The sequence below is a fragment of the Sphingobium sp. SA2 genome, from assembly GCF_032227065.1.
GTDB lineage: Bacteria > Pseudomonadota > Alphaproteobacteria > Sphingomonadales > Sphingomonadaceae > Sphingobium.
Genome location: NZ_JAPMXX010000006.1, coordinates 3,289,164 through 3,307,214, shown reverse-complemented (window position 1 = coordinate 3,307,214; position 18,051 = coordinate 3,289,164). Strand labels below are relative to the sequence as shown.

21 protein-coding genes are annotated in these 18,051 nt (G+C 64.3%); 13 read left to right on the top strand and 8 right to left on the bottom strand.

Annotated features, from left to right (window positions below):
• Positions 1-23: 23 nt before the first annotated feature.
• The 5 genes from ftsH to OVY48_RS23550 all read left to right on the top strand — a co-directional run bounded on the left by ftsH (position 24) and on the right by OVY48_RS23550 (position 6,733).
• Complete coding sequence (ftsH, locus tag OVY48_RS23570) at positions 24-1,970, top strand: ATP-dependent zinc metalloprotease FtsH (RefSeq protein WP_313924682.1); 1,947 nt, start codon at positions 24-26, stop codon at positions 1,968-1,970.
• Positions 1,971-2,043: 73 nt separating this feature from the next.
• Positions 2,044-2,385, top strand: coding sequence for a hypothetical protein (locus OVY48_RS23565; RefSeq protein WP_313924681.1), 342 nt, complete (start codon positions 2,044-2,046; stop codon positions 2,383-2,385).
• A gap of 952 nt (positions 2,386-3,337) precedes the next feature.
• Complete coding sequence (gene guaB / locus OVY48_RS23560) at positions 3,338-4,795, top strand: IMP dehydrogenase (protein WP_037472637.1); 1,458 nt, start codon at positions 3,338-3,340, stop codon at positions 4,793-4,795.
• A gap of 151 nt (positions 4,796-4,946) precedes the next feature.
• Positions 4,947-6,125 (top strand): RsmB/NOP family class I SAM-dependent RNA methyltransferase, encoded by a 1,179-nt coding sequence (locus tag OVY48_RS23555; protein ID WP_313924680.1) that lies wholly within the window; start codon positions 4,947-4,949, stop codon positions 6,123-6,125.
• 89 nt (positions 6,126-6,214) lie between these two features.
• A complete protein-coding gene (locus OVY48_RS23550) occupies positions 6,215-6,733 on the top strand; it encodes a tetratricopeptide repeat protein (RefSeq protein ID WP_313924679.1) in 519 nt (172 codons plus the stop codon).
• A gap of 202 nt (positions 6,734-6,935) precedes the next feature.
• Here the strand turns inward: OVY48_RS23550 and hemW are convergent, their stop codons facing one another.
• Complete coding sequence (gene hemW, locus OVY48_RS23545) at positions 6,936-8,108, bottom strand: radical SAM family heme chaperone HemW (protein WP_313924892.1); 1,173 nt, start codon at positions 8,106-8,108, stop codon at positions 6,936-6,938.
• A 122-nt stretch (positions 8,109-8,230) separates the two neighbouring features.
• Here hemW and OVY48_RS23540 point away from each other — a divergent pair, with 122 nt between their 5' ends.
• Positions 8,231-8,998 (top strand): hypothetical protein, encoded by a 768-nt coding sequence (locus OVY48_RS23540; protein WP_313924678.1) that lies wholly within the window; start codon positions 8,231-8,233, stop codon positions 8,996-8,998.
• A gap of 12 nt (positions 8,999-9,010) precedes the next feature.
• Here the strand turns inward: OVY48_RS23540 and rdgB are convergent, their stop codons facing one another.
• Positions 9,011-9,640 carry an RdgB/HAM1 family non-canonical purine NTP pyrophosphatase gene (rdgB, locus tag OVY48_RS23535; protein WP_313924677.1) on the bottom strand — a complete coding sequence of 210 codons (630 nt, stop codon included), beginning with the start codon at positions 9,638-9,640 and terminating at the stop codon, positions 9,011-9,013.
• Between the two features lie 126 nt (positions 9,641-9,766).
• Complete coding sequence (gene rph, locus OVY48_RS23530) at positions 9,767-10,483, bottom strand: ribonuclease PH (protein ID WP_037472629.1); 717 nt, start codon at positions 10,481-10,483, stop codon at positions 9,767-9,769.
• 92 nt (positions 10,484-10,575) lie between these two features.
• Here rph and OVY48_RS23525 point away from each other — a divergent pair, with 92 nt between their 5' ends.
• From OVY48_RS23525 to OVY48_RS23500, 6 genes are all read left to right on the top strand, one after another.
• Complete coding sequence (locus OVY48_RS23525) at positions 10,576-11,082, top strand: DUF6438 domain-containing protein (RefSeq protein WP_313924676.1); 507 nt, start codon at positions 10,576-10,578, stop codon at positions 11,080-11,082.
• A gap of 10 nt (positions 11,083-11,092) precedes the next feature.
• Positions 11,093-11,284, top strand: coding sequence for a hypothetical protein (locus tag OVY48_RS23520; RefSeq protein ID WP_313924675.1), 192 nt, complete (start codon positions 11,093-11,095; stop codon positions 11,282-11,284).
• A gap of 31 nt (positions 11,285-11,315) precedes the next feature.
• Positions 11,316-12,362: a heat-inducible transcriptional repressor HrcA gene (hrcA, locus tag OVY48_RS23515; protein WP_037473405.1), complete on the top strand. Its 1,047-nt coding sequence runs from the start codon at positions 11,316-11,318 to the stop codon at positions 12,360-12,362.
• On the top strand, positions 12,359-12,913 hold the full coding sequence (gene grpE / locus OVY48_RS23510) for a nucleotide exchange factor GrpE (RefSeq protein ID WP_313924674.1): 555 nt from the start codon (positions 12,359-12,361) through the stop codon (positions 12,911-12,913). The genes hrcA and grpE overlap by 4 nt, the downstream gene beginning before the upstream one ends.
• Positions 12,914-13,081: 168 nt before the next feature.
• Positions 13,082-13,699, top strand: a complete 618-nt coding sequence (locus tag OVY48_RS23505; RefSeq protein WP_313924673.1) for a PadR family transcriptional regulator — start codon at positions 13,082-13,084, stop codon at positions 13,697-13,699.
• A gap of 1 nt (position 13,700) precedes the next feature.
• The gene (locus OVY48_RS23500) at positions 13,701-13,979 is read left to right on the top strand and encodes a DUF2218 domain-containing protein (RefSeq protein ID WP_313924672.1); all 279 of its coding nucleotides are present in this window, start codon (positions 13,701-13,703) and stop codon (positions 13,977-13,979) included.
• Between the two features lie 31 nt (positions 13,980-14,010).
• On the opposite strand, the gene ruvC is transcribed toward OVY48_RS23500, so the two are convergent.
• From ruvC to OVY48_RS23475, 5 genes are all read right to left on the bottom strand, one after another.
• Positions 14,011-14,502 carry a crossover junction endodeoxyribonuclease RuvC gene (gene ruvC, locus OVY48_RS23495; RefSeq protein WP_037473417.1) on the bottom strand — a complete coding sequence of 164 codons (492 nt, stop codon included), beginning with the start codon at positions 14,500-14,502 and terminating at the stop codon, positions 14,011-14,013.
• Positions 14,503-14,617: 115 nt separating this feature from the next.
• Positions 14,618-15,361, bottom strand: a complete 744-nt coding sequence (locus OVY48_RS23490) for a YebC/PmpR family DNA-binding transcriptional regulator (RefSeq protein WP_037473419.1) — start codon at positions 15,359-15,361, stop codon at positions 14,618-14,620.
• A 70-nt stretch (positions 15,362-15,431) separates the two neighbouring features.
• Entirely contained in the window at positions 15,432-15,758 is a 327-nt protein-coding gene (locus OVY48_RS23485) for a heavy metal-binding domain-containing protein (RefSeq protein WP_171899206.1), read from the bottom strand.
• Positions 15,759-15,891: 133 nt separating this feature from the next.
• The gene (locus OVY48_RS23480) at positions 15,892-16,134 is read right to left on the bottom strand and encodes a DUF2312 domain-containing protein (RefSeq protein WP_006956223.1); all 243 of its coding nucleotides are present in this window, start codon (positions 16,132-16,134) and stop codon (positions 15,892-15,894) included.
• Positions 16,135-16,178: 44 nt separating this feature from the next.
• A complete protein-coding gene (locus tag OVY48_RS23475; RefSeq protein WP_313924671.1) occupies positions 16,179-16,478 on the bottom strand; it encodes a DUF1244 domain-containing protein in 300 nt (99 codons plus the stop codon).
• Between the two features lie 106 nt (positions 16,479-16,584).
• Here OVY48_RS23475 and pyk point away from each other — a divergent pair, with 106 nt between their 5' ends.
• Positions 16,585-18,036 (top strand): pyruvate kinase, encoded by a 1,452-nt coding sequence (pyk, locus tag OVY48_RS23470; protein WP_096062596.1) that lies wholly within the window; start codon positions 16,585-16,587, stop codon positions 18,034-18,036.
• Positions 18,037-18,051 lie beyond the last annotated feature (15 nt).

Here is an 18,051-nt window from a genome sequence, read left to right as displayed (position 1 = left end):
TTGGCGGGTGAAAGAGAGTGCAGATGAACGACGAGAAAGACCCGCAGACCAATCCCTGGATGAAGAGCGCCATGATATGGGCCGGGGTGATCGTCGCCCTGCTGCTGTTCGTGTCGATGTTCGAACGGCCGACTGGGGCCGGTGGCAGCGAGATCGCCTATTCGGAATTCCGCGCCAAGGTGCAGGAGGGCCAGGTCAAGGATGTCGCCATCGCGCCGGACAAGATCACCGGAACTCTGGCCAACGGAGACCGCTTTGCGACGCTGCCGGTGGCCGATCCGGCGCTGACCGGACTGCTTGACCAGAATAACGTCAAATATTCAGGCCAGGCCGAAGCCCAGCCGAGCTTCTGGATGATCCTCGTCTATCAGTCGCTGCCGTTCTTGCTGATCCTGGGCATCGCCTTCTTCGTGCTGCGCCAGATGCAGAAGGGTGGCGGCGCGGGCGGCGCGATGGGCTTTGGCAAGTCCAAGGCCAAGCTGCTGACCGAGAAGCATGGCAAGGTCACCTTCCAGGACGTTGCGGGCATCGATGAAGCGCGCGAGGAGTTGGAGGAAATCGTCGAGTTTCTGAAAGACCCGACCAAGTTTGCGCGCCTGGGCGGCAAAATCCCCAAGGGCGCGTTGCTGGTCGGTTCGCCCGGCACCGGCAAGACGCTGCTGGCGCGCGCGATCGCGGGCGAGGCGGGCGTGCCTTTCTTCACCATCTCCGGCTCGGACTTTGTCGAAATGTTCGTCGGCGTCGGCGCAAGCCGCGTGCGCGACATGTTCGAACAGGCCAAGAAGAATGCGCCCTGCATCGTCTTCATCGATGAAATCGACGCAGTCGGTCGCCATCGTGGCGCGGGCCTGGGCAATGGCAATGACGAGCGCGAGCAGACGCTGAACCAATTGCTGGTCGAGATGGACGGTTTTGAGGCCAATGAAGGCATCATCATCGTCGCGGCGACCAACCGTCCCGACGTGCTGGACCCTGCGCTGCTGCGGCCGGGTCGTTTCGACCGTCAGGTCGTGGTGCCCCGTCCCGATATCGAAGGTCGCGAGAAGATTTTGGCCGTCCACATGAAGAAGGTGCCGCTGGCGCCCGACGTCGAACCGCGCACCATCGCGCGGGGCACGCCCGGCTTCTCCGGCGCGGACCTTGCCAACCTGGTCAACGAAGCGGCGCTGATGGCGGCGCGGCGGGGCAAGCGGCTGGTCGCCATGTCCGAGTTCGAATCGGCCAAGGACAAGGTGATGATGGGGGCGGAGCGCCGCTCCATGGTCATGACCGATGATGAGAAGAAGATGACCGCCTATCATGAGGCGGGCCATGCGATCATCGCCGTGCATGAACCGGCGTCGGACCCGATCCACAAGGCAACGATCATCCCGCGCGGCCGTGCGCTGGGCATGGTGATGCGCCTGCCCGAACGCGACAGCTACAGCTATCATCGCGACAAGATGCACGCGAACATGGCCGTCGCCATGGGTGGCCGCGTCGCCGAGGAAATCATCTTCGGCTATGACAAGGTGTCTAGCGGCGCGTCGGGCGATATCCAGTACGCCACCAAGCTGGCGCGCGACATGGTCACCCAATGGGGCATGTCCGACAAGTTGGGGCCGCTGCAATATGAAGAGCAGCAGGGCGAGACGTTCCTTGGCTATTCGCAAAGCGCCCGCGTCCATATGTCGGATGAGACCGCCAAGCTGATCGACGCGGAAATTCGTGGGCTGGTGGAGCAGGGCTATGCCCGTGCGCAGGAATTGCTGACGGGCCATGAGGACCAACTGCACCTGCTGGCCAATGCGCTGCTGGAATATGAAACGCTGAGCGGCGACGAGATCAAGGCGCTGCTCGACAAGGGCGAGATCACCCGCGATGACGGGACGACGATCAAGCCTTCGGTCATTCCGGCGGCCGGATCGTCCATCCCCAAGACGCGCAAGCGCAAGGGGCCGTTCGGCGATCCGTCTCCTGCCGGGGCGTAAGCGGTGAAGGTTTGAAAGGAAGGGTGCTGCCGCGAGGTGGCGCCCTTTTTCGTGTTGATGGGGGAGGGCGATCATGGCGGCGTTCGATGACATCCATGCGCGGTTGCGCACCGTCATGCTGGACAATGCGCCGGGGCAGGTGGTGAGCAAGGATGAAGCGGGCGATCTGGTTGTGCGCACTGCTACCGTCGATCCCAAGACCGGGCAGCCGGGCTGGTTCGGGACGGTGACGATCAAGAAAAGCTATGTCGCCTATCATCTGATGCCGCTTTATACCGATGCGGCGTTGTCGGAGAGTGTCTCGCCTGGGTTGGCCAAGCGGCGGCAGGGCAAGACCTGCTTCAACTTCAAGGTGGTGGATGAGGCGTTGTTTGGCGAACTGGCGTCGCTGACGCGCAGGGCTGCGGGATTATAGCGATGTTTCGCGATACTTGCGGCAAAGGACATCACCCTATTGAGAGCCTGACACCCCTCCGTCTGGCCTGCGGCCAGCCACCTCCCCTGCCAGGGGAGGATGACGAAAGGGGACGTCGCTTAAATCGTCACCCCGAAGGAGGAATGGTATTGGACGACCATTTTTGGTCACTCCGCCAGATCAGCCGCATCCTTGAAACCGGTCACTCATTCAGATGATAGATCGAAGGCTGACTGATCAAATCTGGTGAAAAACGGACGTAGATGCTATCTTTGCCCAGCGCTGCATGAAAATGAAGGAGGCCATGATCGCCAAGTTTGTCGCTATGGTCGGAGTCCTATTTGCCCTCGCTGGCGTTTTTCTCAACGTGACCGCTAACCTGCTTTACGGCCGACCCTTTGTGCTCAGCGCGCAGTGTTGGTCGATAGCCATCAGCGTTTTCGCGGTTGGGTTCGGTGTAATGGTCGTCAGTCTCTGCTTCTATTCCTTCCGCGACCGCATTCGTAGGCGAAGGTAAGGTCGAACGCCCCCTGTTGGGTGTTTGTTGTCGAGCGTTTTTAGACCGCGCAGCATCTGCTATCCCCAGCCATCTCTCCAAAAGCTGCCCTTCTCAAATCCACCCTTACCGTCACCCCAGCGAAAGCTGGGGTCTCAGGAGATGGCGCGATGGCGTTGCGACCGGTGCCAAGCCCGACTGTTTCACGCCTCCGCCTGAGATGCCAGCCTGCGCTGGCATGACGGCTGGGATGTGTAACTGCTTTTGCAAGAGTACGTGCAGTTACCGACAGTCCGTGATCCACCCCCTTTTCCCAAACCCCTCACACAAGCCACCCCTGCTCCCCGCAATAAATCCCGCAAAGGGACTGGCCGTATCGGGGCGGAGTGGTTACATGGGCCGCCACAAAACCCCTGGGGTCTGCCACAGACCCCGCAGCAGAAAGTGGCTTGTTCCATGGAAATCCGCCTCGGCCTCACCTTCGACGACGTGCTGTTGCAGCCCGGCGAATCCGATGTGCTGCCAAGCCAGGCGGACACCAGCACGTTCGTCACCAAGGCGATCAAGCTGAACATCCCGATCCTGTCGTCGGCGATGGACACGGTGACAGAAGCGGACATGGCGATCGTCATGGCGCAGCTGGGCGGCATTGGCGTGCTGCATCGCAACCTGTCGGTCGAGGAACAGGCGGACGCGGTGCGCGCGGTCAAGCGGTTCGAGAGCGGCATGGTCGTCAATCCCATCACTATCCTGCCCAACGCCACGCTGGCGGACGCGCAGATGCTGATGAAGCGGCACCGGATCAGCGGCATTCCCGTGGTCGAAGCGAGCGGCAAGCTGGTCGGCATATTGACGCACCGCGACACGCGCTTTGCCGAGAACCCGGCCCAGCCGGTCAGCGAATTGATGACCAAGGATAATCTGGCGACGGTCAAGGTCGGCGTCGGGCAGGAAGAGGCGCAGCGCCTGTTGCATCAGCGCCGGATCGAGAAATTGCTGGTGGTGGACGAGGCCTATCATTGCGTTGGCCTGATTACGGTCAAGGACATCGAAAAGGCGGTCACCTATCCGCAGGCGACCAAGGACGGCACCGGCCGCCTGCGCGTCGCGGCGGCGACCACGGTCGGCGAAAAGGGGCTGGAGCGCAGCCGCGCGCTCATTGATGCAGAATGCGACCTGATCGTCATCGACACCGCCCATGGCCACAGCAAGCAGGTGTCGGCGGCGGTCGAAGCGGTCAAGCGCCTGTCCAATAATGTGCAGGTGGTCGCGGGCAATGTCGCCACCGCCGAAGCGACCAAGGCGCTGATCGGCGCGGGCGCGGATTGCGTGAAGGTCGGCATCGGGCCGGGGTCGATCTGCACCACGCGGGTCGTCGCGGGCGTCGGCGTGCCGCAATTGACCGCGGTCATGGATTCGGCCGAGGAAGCCGCCAAGCAGGGCGTGCCGGTGATCGCCGATGGCGGGCTGCGCACCAGCGGCGACCTGGCCAAGGCGCTGGCGGCGGGCGCGGGCTGCGTCATGGTCGGATCGCTGCTGGCGGGAACGGCCGAAGCGCCGGGCGAAACCTTCCTCTATCAGGGTCGCGCTTATAAGAGCTATCGTGGCATGGGCAGCGTCGGCGCGATGGCGCGGGGGTCGGCCGATCGCTATTTCCAGGCGGATATCAAGGACCAGATGAAGCTGGTCCCCGAAGGCATTGAAGGTCAGGTGCCGTTCAAGGGGCCGGCCAAGGATGTGATCCACCAGCTGGTCGGCGGCGTGAAGGCAGCGATGGGCTATACCGGCAGCGCGACGATCAAGGATTTGCAGGAACGCGCGCGCTTCGTGCAGATCACCAATGCCGGATTGTCGGAAAGCCATGTCCATGATGTGACGATCACGCGGGAAGCGCCCAATTATCCGACGCGGTAAGCGTTTTCTTAATCCCCCTCCCTTTTAAGGGAGGGGTTAGGGGTGGGTGCGCCGCGCCGCGGCGCTTCGGCCCGATCGGCAGGGCGCTAGGCTCGTTGCACTCGCCACCCACCCCCGGCCCCTCCCTTGAAAGGGAGGGGAGAAGGTATTGATGACTCCCTCTGCTCGTATCCAGGCTGCGATCGATTTGCTCGACGCCATCATTGCGTCGGCGCGCGATGGGGGGCCGGCGGCGGATACGTTGATCGCGCGCTATTTCAAGGAGCGGCGCTATGCCGGGTCGCGCGATCGGCGGGCGGTGCGCGATCATGTCTATGACGCGATCCGCCGCGCGGGCGAGCGGCCGGAGACGGGCCGCGAGGCGATGATCGGGCTGGCGGACGAGCAGCCGGAGCTGGCCGCTTTGTTCGATGGATCGACCCACGCCCCGCTGCCGATCGAGCCGGGCGAGGTTGGCGCTGTGGCCGGCAGCGTGCCGGGCTGGCTGGTGCCGCTGATCGCTGCGCCGGTCGAGCAGGACGCCTTGCTGGGCCGTGCGCCGGTGGACCTGCGAGTCAATCGGTTGAAGGCCGCTCCGGAGGCGGTCGCGCCCTTGTTCCCCGACGCTGCGCCGATCGCGGCACTGCCCGATGCGTTGCGCCTGCCCGAAGGCTATCCCGTCGAAAAGGACGCGGCCTGGAAGGATGGCCTGGTCGAAGTGCAGGATGCGGGCAGCCAGGCAATCGCGCTGGCGTGCGGCGCGCAGCCCGGCATGACCGTGGTGGATATGTGCGCGGGGGCGGGGGGCAAGACGCTTGCACTGGCCGCGGCGATGGCGGGGCAGGGGACGCTGATCGCCGCCGACACGATCCGCTCGCGGCTGGCAAGGCTGGGGCCACGCGCGCAGCGGGCCGGGGCGACCTTTATCGAGACATTGTTGCTGGACCAGAGCCATGAGGCGCGGGGCCTCGAAAGCCTGAACGGGAAAGCCGATATCGTGCTGGTCGATGCGCCCTGTTCGGGCACGGGCACCTGGCGGCGTAACCCGGAAGCGCGCTGGCGGCTGACGGCCGCGCGGCTCGATCGGCTGGTCGCGGAACAGGCCCGCATCCTCGATTTCGCCGCGCCCTTGCTGGCACCGGGCGGGGCGCTGGTCTATGCCACCTGCGCATTGACCGATCGTGAGGGGAAAGCCCAGGTGGACGCCTTCCTGCGCCGACATGCCGGGTGGACGCCCGAAGCGATAGACTTGCCGCTGGGCCGGGCGCATGGCGCGGGCTGGCTGCTGACGCCGGGGCAGGACGGCACAGACGGCTTTTTCTTCGCCCGGCTGCGGCGGACGGCCGCGTAAAACAGCCCATGGACAAGCGCCCGCAAAATCGCGAGACTTGGCCAAAATCTGTGCCTGAATCAGCGCCTGAAACATGGCTGGAGATACTCATGCGTTTTACCCCCGCCTCGATCGCCCTCGCGCTCGTCCTGACCACCGTGTCGAGCATGGGCCTGAGCCAGCGCCCCGACAGCCAGATCAGTCCGGCGTCGGTCGAATGGCAGAAGGCGGGCGAGGCCGCGCGTCAGGCGGGCAATTTGCAGGGCGCGACCGATGCGCTGGAAAGCGCGCTGGCGATCGACCCGCGCAACCGCGCCGCCTATGTCGAACTCGCCGCCGTGGCGCGGGCGCAGGGTTTGCAGGGCAAGGCGATCCGTCTGTATCGCGAAGCGCTATTGCTTGATCCGACCGATGTCGTCGCGCTGGCAGGGCAGGGCGAGGCGATGGTGGAAAAGGGCGCTGTGGCGCGGGCCAAGGAAGTGCTGACGCAGGCGCAGGGGCTGTGCAAGGGCGCGTGCGCGCCGGTCGACAAGCTCGCCGCCGCGATCCAGAAGGGACCGCCCGCCGTTGCGATGACGAGCAAGGATGTGGTGCCCGCGCCCAAGGTTGCGCCGACCGAGCAGCCGTAAGGGGAGGTCCGTGCGTTTCGAGAAAGCCAATATCGTTGATTTCGGCGCGAGGTGGATTTGATCTCAACCGTTCGTGCTGAGTAGCGACTGAGCTTGTCGAAGGCGCGTATCGAAGCATCCGCGTCTAGCCCAATCCTTCGATACGCCATTTCGACTTCGCTCAATGGCTACTCAGGACGAACGGTATGGGAATATTACCCGGTTAAATCGCCACCACTTGCGGCAGGATCGCGTCGAGCAGGAGCAGGCCTGCGGGAGTGACTTGCAGGTGAGTGCCGTGGTGGCGGAGAAGCCCGATATCGGTCAGTTGGGCGATAGCGCGGTCATCCACCAGCCGCGATGGAGCCACGCCCGATTGCTCGGCGATGCGGGCCAGATCGACGCCTTCATGCAGGCGCAGGCCCATCAACAGCGCTTCGCGGGCGCGGTCTTCGCTGGCCAGCCCATCCTCGCTCTGGCTGCCATGGCCGTTGCGGGCGACGGCGCCGATCCAGTTTTCGGGCTTGCGATGGCGTTGCGTCGCCATGCCGCCGCGCCGACCATGCGCGCCGGGGCCGATGCCGATATAGTCGCCATAGCGCCAATAGACGAGATTGTGGCGGCTCTGTTGCCCGGCGCGGGCGTGGTTGCTGATCTCATAGGCGGGGATGCCCGCCGCTGCGGTCATCGCCTGCGTCAGTTCATAGAGGGTCGCGCCATGATCGGGGTCGGCGGGGGTCAGCTTGCCCTGCGCGACGAGCGTGGCGAAGCGGGTGCCCGGCTCGATGGTCAATTGATAGAGCGACAAGTGCCCGGTGCCGAACGCCAGCGCGCGGGCGAGTTCGGCCTGCCAGTCGGCTTCGCTCTGGCCGGGGCGGGCGTAGATGAGGTCGAAACTGACCCGGTCGAACACCGATTGCGCGGTGGCGAGCGCCGCCAGCCCTTCGGCGACGTCATGTGCACGGCCGAGGAAGTGCAGCGCCTCATCCTCCAGCGCCTGCAGGCCGAGCGAGACGCGGTTGATCCCGGCAGCGGCCAGATCGGCAAAGCGCGCGGCCTCGACCGAGTTGGGGTTGGCCTCCAGCGTGATCTCGATATCGGGGGTGAAGCCCCAATGATCCTGCGCGGCGGCGATGAGCGTCTCGACCAAAGCGGGCGGCATCAGCGACGGCGTGCCGCCGCCGAAGAAGATGGACGAGAGCGGACGGCCGCCGGTCAACGACGCCTCATAGGCCATGTCGGCGAGCAGCGCGCCGCGCCAGGCGTCGATATCCACGCCATCGCGAACATGGCTGTTAAAGTCGCAATAGGGGCATTTCGACACGCAGAAGGGCCAGTGGATATAGAGCGCTTGCGGGTCGGGGGCGGCGAGGGCGGCGGAGGGAATGGAGGACATTGGGATGGCGTCGTAGAGCCTTTTGGCGGGCGGGGCTACAGGCAGGGCACCGACGCGCGCATGGATATTTTTAGCGGGACGGCGCATTGAGCGGGATCAGTACCGCTGCAGGAGACGACAGTATGCGCTACCCTAAGCTGGCTTGGGCGACATCCGTTTGTGCGCTGATCGGCTTGGCCGCCTGTGGTGCGCCCAAGCAACCCGATGTCGCAGAAAGCCGCAATGATGCAGCAGCGCCTTTGGTTGCGAGCCCCGACGTGGACGCGGCGCCGCAAACCGCTGCCCCGGTTAATGTCGCCACGGCGGCAGCGGCGCCCCAGCCCCTGTCCTGCGCGGCGGACATCGGATCGGCGGCTGCCGCCGAGCGCGTCAAGCTGTGCCGTAATGTGTCGCCCGCGACGCATCCGCCCTGCAATGCGGCCAATAGCTGTGCCCTGATCGAGGATGAGATTGCGCGCAGTTGCGCCCTGTTCGACGGGAAGGGCGACCCAATGCCGGGATGCGACCCCGCACCCAAAAGCATGGCGGCGGCGATCGCCGTCGTGCAGCGCTATTATGCCGCGATCAATGCGAGGGATTATGGCACGGCGTGGGCGCAGTGGGGGGATGACGGCCCGCCGAACCAGACCTTGCAGGCTTTTCAGGCGGGCTTTGCCAATACCCGGTCGACGCGCGTGACGATCGGCAAGGTGGAGCCGGGTAGCGCTGGTGCTGGGTCGATCTATCAGACCGTGCCGGTGACGGTGGATTCACAGTTGCAGAACGGCACCGTCCAGCGTTTTGCAGGCGATTATGTCGTGCGGCGGGTCAATGATGTGGAGGGAGCATCGCCCAGCCAATTGCGCTGGCACATTGGTCAGGCGAGGCTGAAAGCCGTACCCGCGCGGTAACGCGGGCGCGGATCAGAATGTCGCCGCGACCAGTTGCCGGAACGCGTCGGCGCGGTGGCTCATGGCGTGTTTGGCATCGGGGTCCATTTCGCCGAAGCTGATGTCGTGGCCGAGTGGCACGAACATCGCATCATAGCCAAAGCCCTTGTCCCCACGCGGTGGCCAGACGAGCGTGCCGTCGACCCGACCCTCGAATGCTTGGATATGCCCGTCGGGCCAGGCGAGGGCGAGGGCGCAGATGAAATGGGCGTCATGGCCTGCATCCGGCCCCTTGGCTTCGATTCCGTCCCACACCTTCTGCATGGCGAGCGCGAAGTCCTTGGACTCGCCTGCCCAGCGTGCGGAGAAGAGGCCGGGATCGCCGCCCAGCGCCTCGACGCACAGGCCGCTATCGTCGGCGAGCGCGGGCAGGCCGGAGAGGTCGGCGGCCTCCATCGCCTTGAGTTCCGCATTGGCGATGAAGGTGGTGCCGGTTTCCTCCGGTTCGGGCAGGTCGAGCGACGCGGCCGAGATCGGCTCGATCCCATAGGGGCCAAGCAAAGCGGCGATTTCGCGCACCTTGCCGGCATTATGGCTGGCGATCACCAGCTTGCCGGGGGCGAGTTTGCGGATCGCCTGTTCCTGTCCGAATTGGTCGGTCATGATCCGATTCCTCGTGCTGAACCAAAATGCCGTTCGCCCTGAGCTTGTCGAAGGGCCGCCCTTCCTTTTCAAGAAGAAAAGACGGGGCTTCGACAGGCTCAGCCCGAACGGGGAGAGGAGGCAGTGTTACCGCCCCGTGGCGACATCCTGCGCGGCGAAGATCTTGGCGCAGCCGATGCGGGCGAGGCGCAGGAGGCGGAGCAGTTCTTCTTCGTCATAGGCGGCGCCCTCGGCGGTCGCCTGGACTTCGGCGAATTTACCGTCGCCGGTCAGGATGAGGTTGGCGTCGGTTTCGGCATTGCTGTCCTCGGCATAATCGAGGTCGAGGACGGGGGTGCCGTTGTAGATGCCGCAGCTGATCGCCGCGACCTTCTGGATGATCGGGTCTTCCTTCAGCGCGCCCGACGCCATCAGCTTGTCCACCGCGATCCGCAGCGCAACCCAGCTACCGGAAATCGCCGCCGTGCGGGTGCCGCCATCGGCCTGGATCACGTCGCAATCGATCACGATCTGGCGTTCGCCCAGCTTCTTCATGTCCACGACCGTCCGCAGCGAGCGGCCGATGAGGCGCTGAATTTCCTGGGTGCGGCCCGACTGTTTGCCCTTGGCAGCTTCGCGGCTGCCGCGCGTGTGGGTGGCGCGGGGCAGCATGCCATATTCGGCGGTGACCCAGCCCGATCCCTTGCCACGCAGGAAGGGCGGCACCTTCTCTTCGACCGACGCGGTGCAGAGCACGCGGGTATCGCCGAAGCTGATGAGGCAGCTACCCTCGGCATGGATGGTGAAGCCTGGCTCCATGGTGATGTCGCGCATCTGGTCGGGCGCGCGGCCGGAAGGACGCATAATATTTCTCCAAAACGATATGGTGACGGCGCTTAGCGCCCGGCGGCGTGTGTTGCCAGTGTCATGACGACAATAAGTGGGTATGAGAGGCTATGACGATGCGAATGATGATGGCGGCGAGTGCGCTGCTGCTGGCGGGCTGCGCTACGGCGGACAATGCGCTGGAGACGCCCAAGGCGGCGGGCGAGACGATCCGCTTCACCGCCGGGCGCTGTTTTGGTGCCTGTCCGTCCTATAGCCTGCGGGTGACACCGGATGGGTCGGGCATATTGGAGCCGGAGAAATTTACCGCCGTGCCGGGGCCGACCCGCTTCACCGTCAGCCCGGCGCAATATCGACGCCTGCGCGCCTCGCTCGCGCCTTACCGGCCGCAGACGGGGACGGACAAGCGGATCGGCAATGGCGGAAATTGCACCCGCTTTGCGACCGATATGCCCGGCTACAAGATCGAATGGAGTCGCAAGGACGGCAAGCCGACCCGGCTGGAGTTCCAGTCGGGCTGCATGGATGCCCGTTATGGCAAATTACGCGCCACGATCGCGGCGATCCCCAAAATGCTGGACGTCGAGCGCATGATCAAACCCAAGCCCGCCCGGTAAGGAGTGTATAATGCGCGTTCTTTTGCAGATTGTGGGTGTCCTTCTCGTGGTGATGGGGCTGCTGTGGGTCGGGCAGGGGGCCGGTCTTATCCACTGGCCGCAATCCAGTTTCATGCTCGATCAGAGGCCATGGATGTGGCGTGGCGCGTTGCTCGCTGCGTTTGGCGTCGTGCTGATCCTCTTGGCGCGGCGCAAATGTTGAGCCTGCCCGCAATCCATCCTACATTCGCGCAATGACGCTGACGACGCCCATATCCGAACTGAACGACCGCGCGCGGGACGTTTTTCGCCTGGTGGTGGAGGGCTATCTCGGCACTGGCCTGCCGGTCGGCTCGCGCACCATCAGCAAGCTGGCGACGCTCAACCTCTCGCCCGCGTCGATCCGCAACGTGATGCAGGATCTGGAGGAATTGGGCCTGCTCGCCGCGCCCCATGCCTCGGCTGGGCGGATGCCGACCGAAACGGGGCTGCGGCTGTTCGTCGACGGTATGATGCAGGCGGCCGAGCCATCGGCCGAGGAACGACGCGCGATCGAGGCAGGCCTCGCCGAAAGCGGGCCGATCGAGGAAGCCCTGTCGGCGGCGACGGCGGCTTTGTCGGGCCTGTCGGCTTGTGCTGGCATCGTGATGGTGCCGCGGCGCGAGCCGGTGCTGCGTCAGTTCGGTTTCGTGCCCTTGAACGATCGGCAGGCGCTGGCCGTGCTGGTCGGGCAGGACGGGTCGGTGGAAAATCGCGTGCTGGACCTGCCGCCCGCCGTCACCCCGTCGATGCTCAACGAAGCGGCCAATTTCATGTCGGCGCGCTTTGCCGGCATGACGTTGCGGCAGGCGGGCGACATGCTGGCGCGCGAGTTGGAGAGCGAACGCAGCGCGCTGGATGGCGCGGCGCGCGAGCTGGTGGAACGCGGCATCGCCATCTGGTCGCATGATGCCGATGACCGGCCCGTGCTGATCGTGCGGGGGCAGGCGCATCTGATCGATGATGGCACGGCCGCCGACCTCGAACGGGTGCGGCAATTGCTGGAGCAGTTGGAAGGGAAGCAGGAAATTTCGCGCCTGTTGGAGAGCGCGCTGGCGGGCAGCGCGACCAAAATCTTCATCGGATCGGAAAACAAGCTCTTTTCCCTGTCGGGTTCTTCGGTCATAGCCGCGCCCTATCGTGGCGCGGACGGCCGGGTGGTCGGCGTGGTCGGCGTGATCGGCCCCACGCGCTTGAACTATGCCCGCGTGATCCCCATGGTGGATTTCACTGCACAAACGCTGTCGAGATTGATGAGATGAGCGAAGACAATTTGAACGTCGAAAATACCGAAGTCGTGGATCAATTGCCGGAGGAGGATGCGCCCGTGGCCGATGACCAGGGGGAGCGCATCGCCGCGCTGGAAGCGGAACTCGCCGCCGCCAAGCAGGATATTCTCTACGCCCATGCCGATACGCAGAATGTGCGGCGGCGGCTGGAAAAGGAATTGGCGGATACGCGCGCCTATGCGTCGACCGCTTTCGCCCGTGATATTCTGTCGGTGGCCGACAATCTCTCGCGTGCGCTGGCGGCAATCCCTGTGGAATTGCGTGAAGACGACAAGTTCAAGGGGCTGGTCGCGGGCCTGGAAGTCACTGGCCGCGAGTTGGAAGCGGTGTTCGGCCGCAACGGCATCAGCAAGATCGAGTCGGTGGGCCAGCCGCTCGACCCCAACAAACATCAGGCGATGATGGAAACCCCATCCGCCGATGCCGCGCCCGGCACGATCCTGATCGAAATGCAGGCGGGCTATATGATCAAGGACCGGCTGCTGCGTCCGGCGCTGGTCAGCGTGGCGAAGGCGCCCGACTAATATTGCTTTCTAAAACTAAGGCCTGAAAAAGCCCGTTCGACCCGCGTCGGACGGGCTTTTTGCTGTCGAAATGCCGGAAAGGTGCAAATAAGATATATCGCAACTCTTGACGATGGCGATTTTTAAGATATATCGCAGTGCATCATGAAACAGACTGAAAGACATGCAATGCACTTCCACCACACACATGGCGGCCATGGTCGCGCTCACCACGGCCATGGCCGCTTTCTCAGCCCGGATGGCGCAGAAGGGCGCGGCTTCGGCCGGGGCCGCGGCGGTCCCTTTGGCGATGGCGCGCCCGGTGGCGGCGGGCGGGGCGGCGGACGGCGGCGCCTGTTCGACAATGACGCGCTCAAGCTGATCCTGCTCAAGCTGATCGGGGATACTCCGCGCCACGGCTATGACCTGATCCGCGAGATCCAGAGCCTGTCGGGCGAGGTCTATGCGCCCAGCCCCGGCGTCGTCTACCCCACGCTGACGCTGCTGGCCGACATGGACCTGATCGCCGAACAGCCGGGGCAGGGCAGCCGCAAGCTGTTCGCCATTACCGACGAAGGCACCGCTTATCTGGCCGACAATGGCGACGCCCTGACGCTGGTCATGGAGCGGATCGCATCGCTGGCGCAAAAGGCCGAACGCACCGATGGCGCGCCGGTCCGCCGGGCGCTGCATAATCTGCGCATGGCCATCCACCAACGGCTTGAAAAAGAGGGGGCGGACAAGCAGACCATGTTCGATGTCGCGTCCCTGATCGACGAAGCCGCCACCAAGATCGAAAGGCTCTGACATGACCCTGACAGCAAAAGTTCCGACCCCCAATGCCAGCCGCTACCTGCAACAACTCTGCAAACATTGGAGCCACAAGTTCGACGTGACGTTCGACGCGGAGCAGGGCGTCATTCCCTTCCCGATGGGACCGATCCGTATGCAGGCCGAGCCGGAGGCGCTGGTGGTGACGATCGAGCCCAAGGCCGACGCCGATGTCGAGAAATTCAAGCAGGTGGTTGCCGACCATCTCGACCGCTTCGCCTTTCGCGAGGCACCGCTGACGTTCGACTGGCAATAAGGCGGGCATGGGGCGGTTCGCGCCGCCCCCGTCACTTGGTCGGGATGCGCCGCGCGCTGGCGAGATGATGCGCGTGGGTGATGGCGACCGCGAGCGCGTCGGCGGCGTCCGGCCCGGCGATCTTCACGCCGGGCAGCAGCCGCGATACCATCGCATGGACCTGATCCTTCGATGCGTTGCCGACGCCGACGACCGATTTCTTGACGAGCCGGGCGGCATATTCGCCCACCTCCATGCCCGACCGCGCCGCGCCGAGCAGGATGACGCCACGCGCTTGCCCCAATTTGAGCGTCGATTGCGGATTGACGTTGACGAACACCTCTTCGACCGCCGCGCCATCGGGCCGATGTTCGAGGATCAGGTCCGTGAGCGCAAGGTCGATTGCCAACAGGCGCGTCGCCAGGGGCATCGCGCTGTCCGTCTTGATCTGGCCATTGGCGAGATGGGTGAGCCGGTTGCCGTCAGCGGCGATCAAGCCCCAGCCGGTCGTGCCCAATCCGGGGTCGAGGCCGAGGAGAATCATAGCAGGAGACCGGTGCCATGGTCGCGGGCGGCGGCACCCCCTCTCCCAGCTTCGCCTAGGCGGCAAAGCCGCCAAGGCTGCGCAACCCTCTCCCCAAGGGGAGAGGGGCAGGTGATCAACCCAATTTCTCCATCACCGCATCGGACACTTCATAATTGCCCCACACGGTCTGGACGTCGTCATCATCTTCCAGCGTGTCGACCAGCTTGAGCAAGGTCGCGGCATTGGCTTCGTCGACTTCGGTGGTGGTCTGCGGCCGCCAGGCAAGCTTCGCGCCTTCCGCTTCGCCGAGCTTGGCTTCCAGTGCCTTGGACACTTCATGGAGCGCGTCCATCGCGGTCCAGATTTCATGCTCGTCCTCGTTGGACGAAACATCCTCCGCACCGGCTTCCAGCGCCGCTTCGAAGATCGTCTCGGCATCGCCCGCGCTGGCGGGATAGGTGATCAGGCCGACGCGGTCGAACCCATGGCTGACCGCGCCCGACGCGCCCAGATTGCCGCCATTTTTCGAGAAAGCAGTGCGAACATTGGTCGCGGTGCGATTGCGATTGTCGGTCAGCGCTTCGACGATGATGGCGACGCCGCCGGGGCCATAGCCCTCATAGCGGACTTCCTCATAATTGTCGGTGTCGCCGCCGATCGCCTTGTCGATCGCGCGCTGGATATTGTCCTTGGGCATGGACTGGGCCTTGGCGGCGTTGACCGCCAGGCGCAGGCGCGGGTTCATGTCCACATCGGGCATGCCCATCTTCGCCGCGACGGTGATTTCGCGGCTGAGCTTAGAGAACATCGAGGAGCGCTTCTTGTCCTGCGCGCCCTTGCGATGCATGATGTTCTTGAATTTGGAATGGCCGGCCACGGCCTTCTCCTGACATTTTCTGGTGAAACACGAGCGCGCTCTCTAGCGAGCGACGCGCCCATGCGCAATGTTACACTAGGATCGCGGTTCCGGAGGCGGATACCATCAGCATCGACCCGTTGGCGCCAAGCACTTCATAGTCGAGATCGACGCCGACCACCGCGTTCGCGCCCAGCGTCGCCGCGCGCATCCGCATCTCGCCGATCGCCTGCTCGCGCGCGCGTTGCAGCACATCCTCATAAGCGCCCGACCGGCCACCGACGATGTCGCGCACGCTGGCGAACAGGTCGCGGAACAGATTAGCCCCCACGATCACCTCGCCGGTGACGATGCCCAGATATTCCTTGGCCGGTCGCCCTTCCAGGCGGCTGGTGGTGCTGACGATGATCTCGGACATTTCGCTCTCCCGTTCGTGCTGAGTAAGGCCTGAGCCTGTCGAAGGCCTGTATCGAAGCATAGCGTGTGCGGCAGCCCTTCGATATGCTGCTTCGACTTCGCTCAGCAGCTACTCAGGGCGAACGGGGTAACCGTTACTCCATGCCCAGCGCGGACAGATAGGTCTGGAGGATGGCTTCCATTTCCTGCCGGTCATGCGGCTGCATCTTCCGCAGGCGGACGATCTGGCGCATGATCTTGGGGTCGTAGCCGGTCGCCTTGGCTTCCAGATAGACGTCCTTGATGTCGTCGCCGATGCCCTTCTTTTCTTCTTCCAGCCGTTCGATGCGCTCGATCAAGAGGCGTAGCTGGTCGGCGGCGACGTTGGGTTCGGTCATGGGATGATGTCTCCATATGGAATGTGAATCGGTTGGGGGGCGTCCTAGTGAGTGTCGGCGTTCTTCGCCACACTCTCTTTCATCCGGGCGATCTGTTCCGCGGTCGCTTCGCCCTGATGCTGGTCCTTCCACTGGGCAAAGGGCATGCCGTGGATGATTTCGCGGGCTTCATCGCGCGTCAGCGTGCCGTCCGCTTCCGCGATCCAGTCGGCGAGGCAATTGCGGCAAAAGCCGGCCAGCCCCATCAGGTCGATATTCTGTACGTCTGTGCGGTGCTGCAAATGCGCCACCAACCGACGGAAGGCGGTTGCAGCAACGGCATCTGTGACTATGGTGTCGTTCATCGGCGTGAAACCCTTTCGCTGATCTACATCATCCTGTCGTGCAGCACGGATACCCCATAACGACGCTTCGGCAAGTGCGGAGCGCATATGACGGCCAGGAGAACACATGACGAAGTTACCGCCCCGCTCGCGCAAGGTCCGTATTCTTGCGACGCTTGGTCCTGCGAGCGACAGTGCGGAGATGATCCGCGCGCTGTTCATCGCGGGAGCCGACGCCTTTCGCATCAATATGAGCCATGGCGCGCATGAGGATCATGCCGCGCGGATCGCGATCATCCGCGAACTGGAAAATGAATTTCATCGGCCGACCACCATATTGGGCGATTTGCAGGGGCCGAAACTGCGCGTCGGCACGTTCGAAAAGGGGCTGGCGATCCTGGAGAAGGGCGCGCCCTTCATCCTCGATCGTGACGAAACGCCGGGTGACGCGCGCCGGGTGAACCTGCCCCATCCCGAAATCTATGCCGCGCTGGTGCCGGGCACCCGGCTGCTGCTGGACGATGGCAAAATGGTGCTGCGGGTGCAGGCGATCAGCGAGGATCGCATCGACACGATCGTCGAGGTCGGCGGCACGCTGTCCAACCGCAAGGGTGTGAACGTGCCCGACGTGGTTGTGCCCGTGCCCGCGCTGACCGAGAAGGATCGGCGTGACCTTAGCTTTGCGATCGAACAGGGGTGCGACTGGATCGCGCTCAGCTTCGTGCAGCGGCCCGAGGATCTGGCCGAGGCGCGCAAGCTGATGGGTGGCCACGGATCGCTGATGGCCAAGATCGAAAAGCCATCCGCCGTGCAGCGGCTGGAGGAAATCGTCGAGATGGCCGATGGCGTCATGGTTGCGCGTGGCGACTTAGGCGTCGAACTACCGCCCGAATCTGTGCCGCCGCTGCAGAAGCAGATCGTGGCGACCGCGCGGCGGCTGGGTCGTCCGGTGGTGGTCGCGACGCAGATGCTCGAATCGATGATCAAGTCGCCATCGCCGACTCGCGCCGAAGTGTCGGACGTGGCGACGGCTGTCTATGACGGGGCCGACGCGATCATGCTGTCGGCCGAAACGGCGGCGGGCGACTGGCCGGTCGAGGCGGTCGCGATGATGGACAGCATCGCCAACAGCGTCGAGCGTGATCCAGGCTATCTGGCGCGGCTGCACTTCACCGAAACCAAGCCCGATCCCACGACCGCTGACGCGCTCGCCGAAGCGGCGGGCAATATCGTGACCGTAGTGGGAGCGAGCGTCATCACCTGCTTCACCTCATCGGGCAGCACGGTACGGCGCGTGGCGCGCGAGCGGCCCTCCGCGCCGATCCTGGCGCTGACCCCGCGAACCGACACCGCGCGCAAGCTGGGGCTGACCTGGGGCGTGTACGCCATCCGCACCAAGGATATCGGCACGTTCGAGGAAATGATCGGCAAGGCGCGGCGCATGGCGCTGCGCCATCGCATGGCGGAGAAGGGCGGCAAGATCGTGGTGCTTGCCGGCGTTCCCTTCGGCACGCCGGGCTCGACCAACGTGCTGCACGTCGCGGCGGTGCAGGGCGATGAATTGAAGGGGCGGGAGTGAGCTATAAGCGCGCTA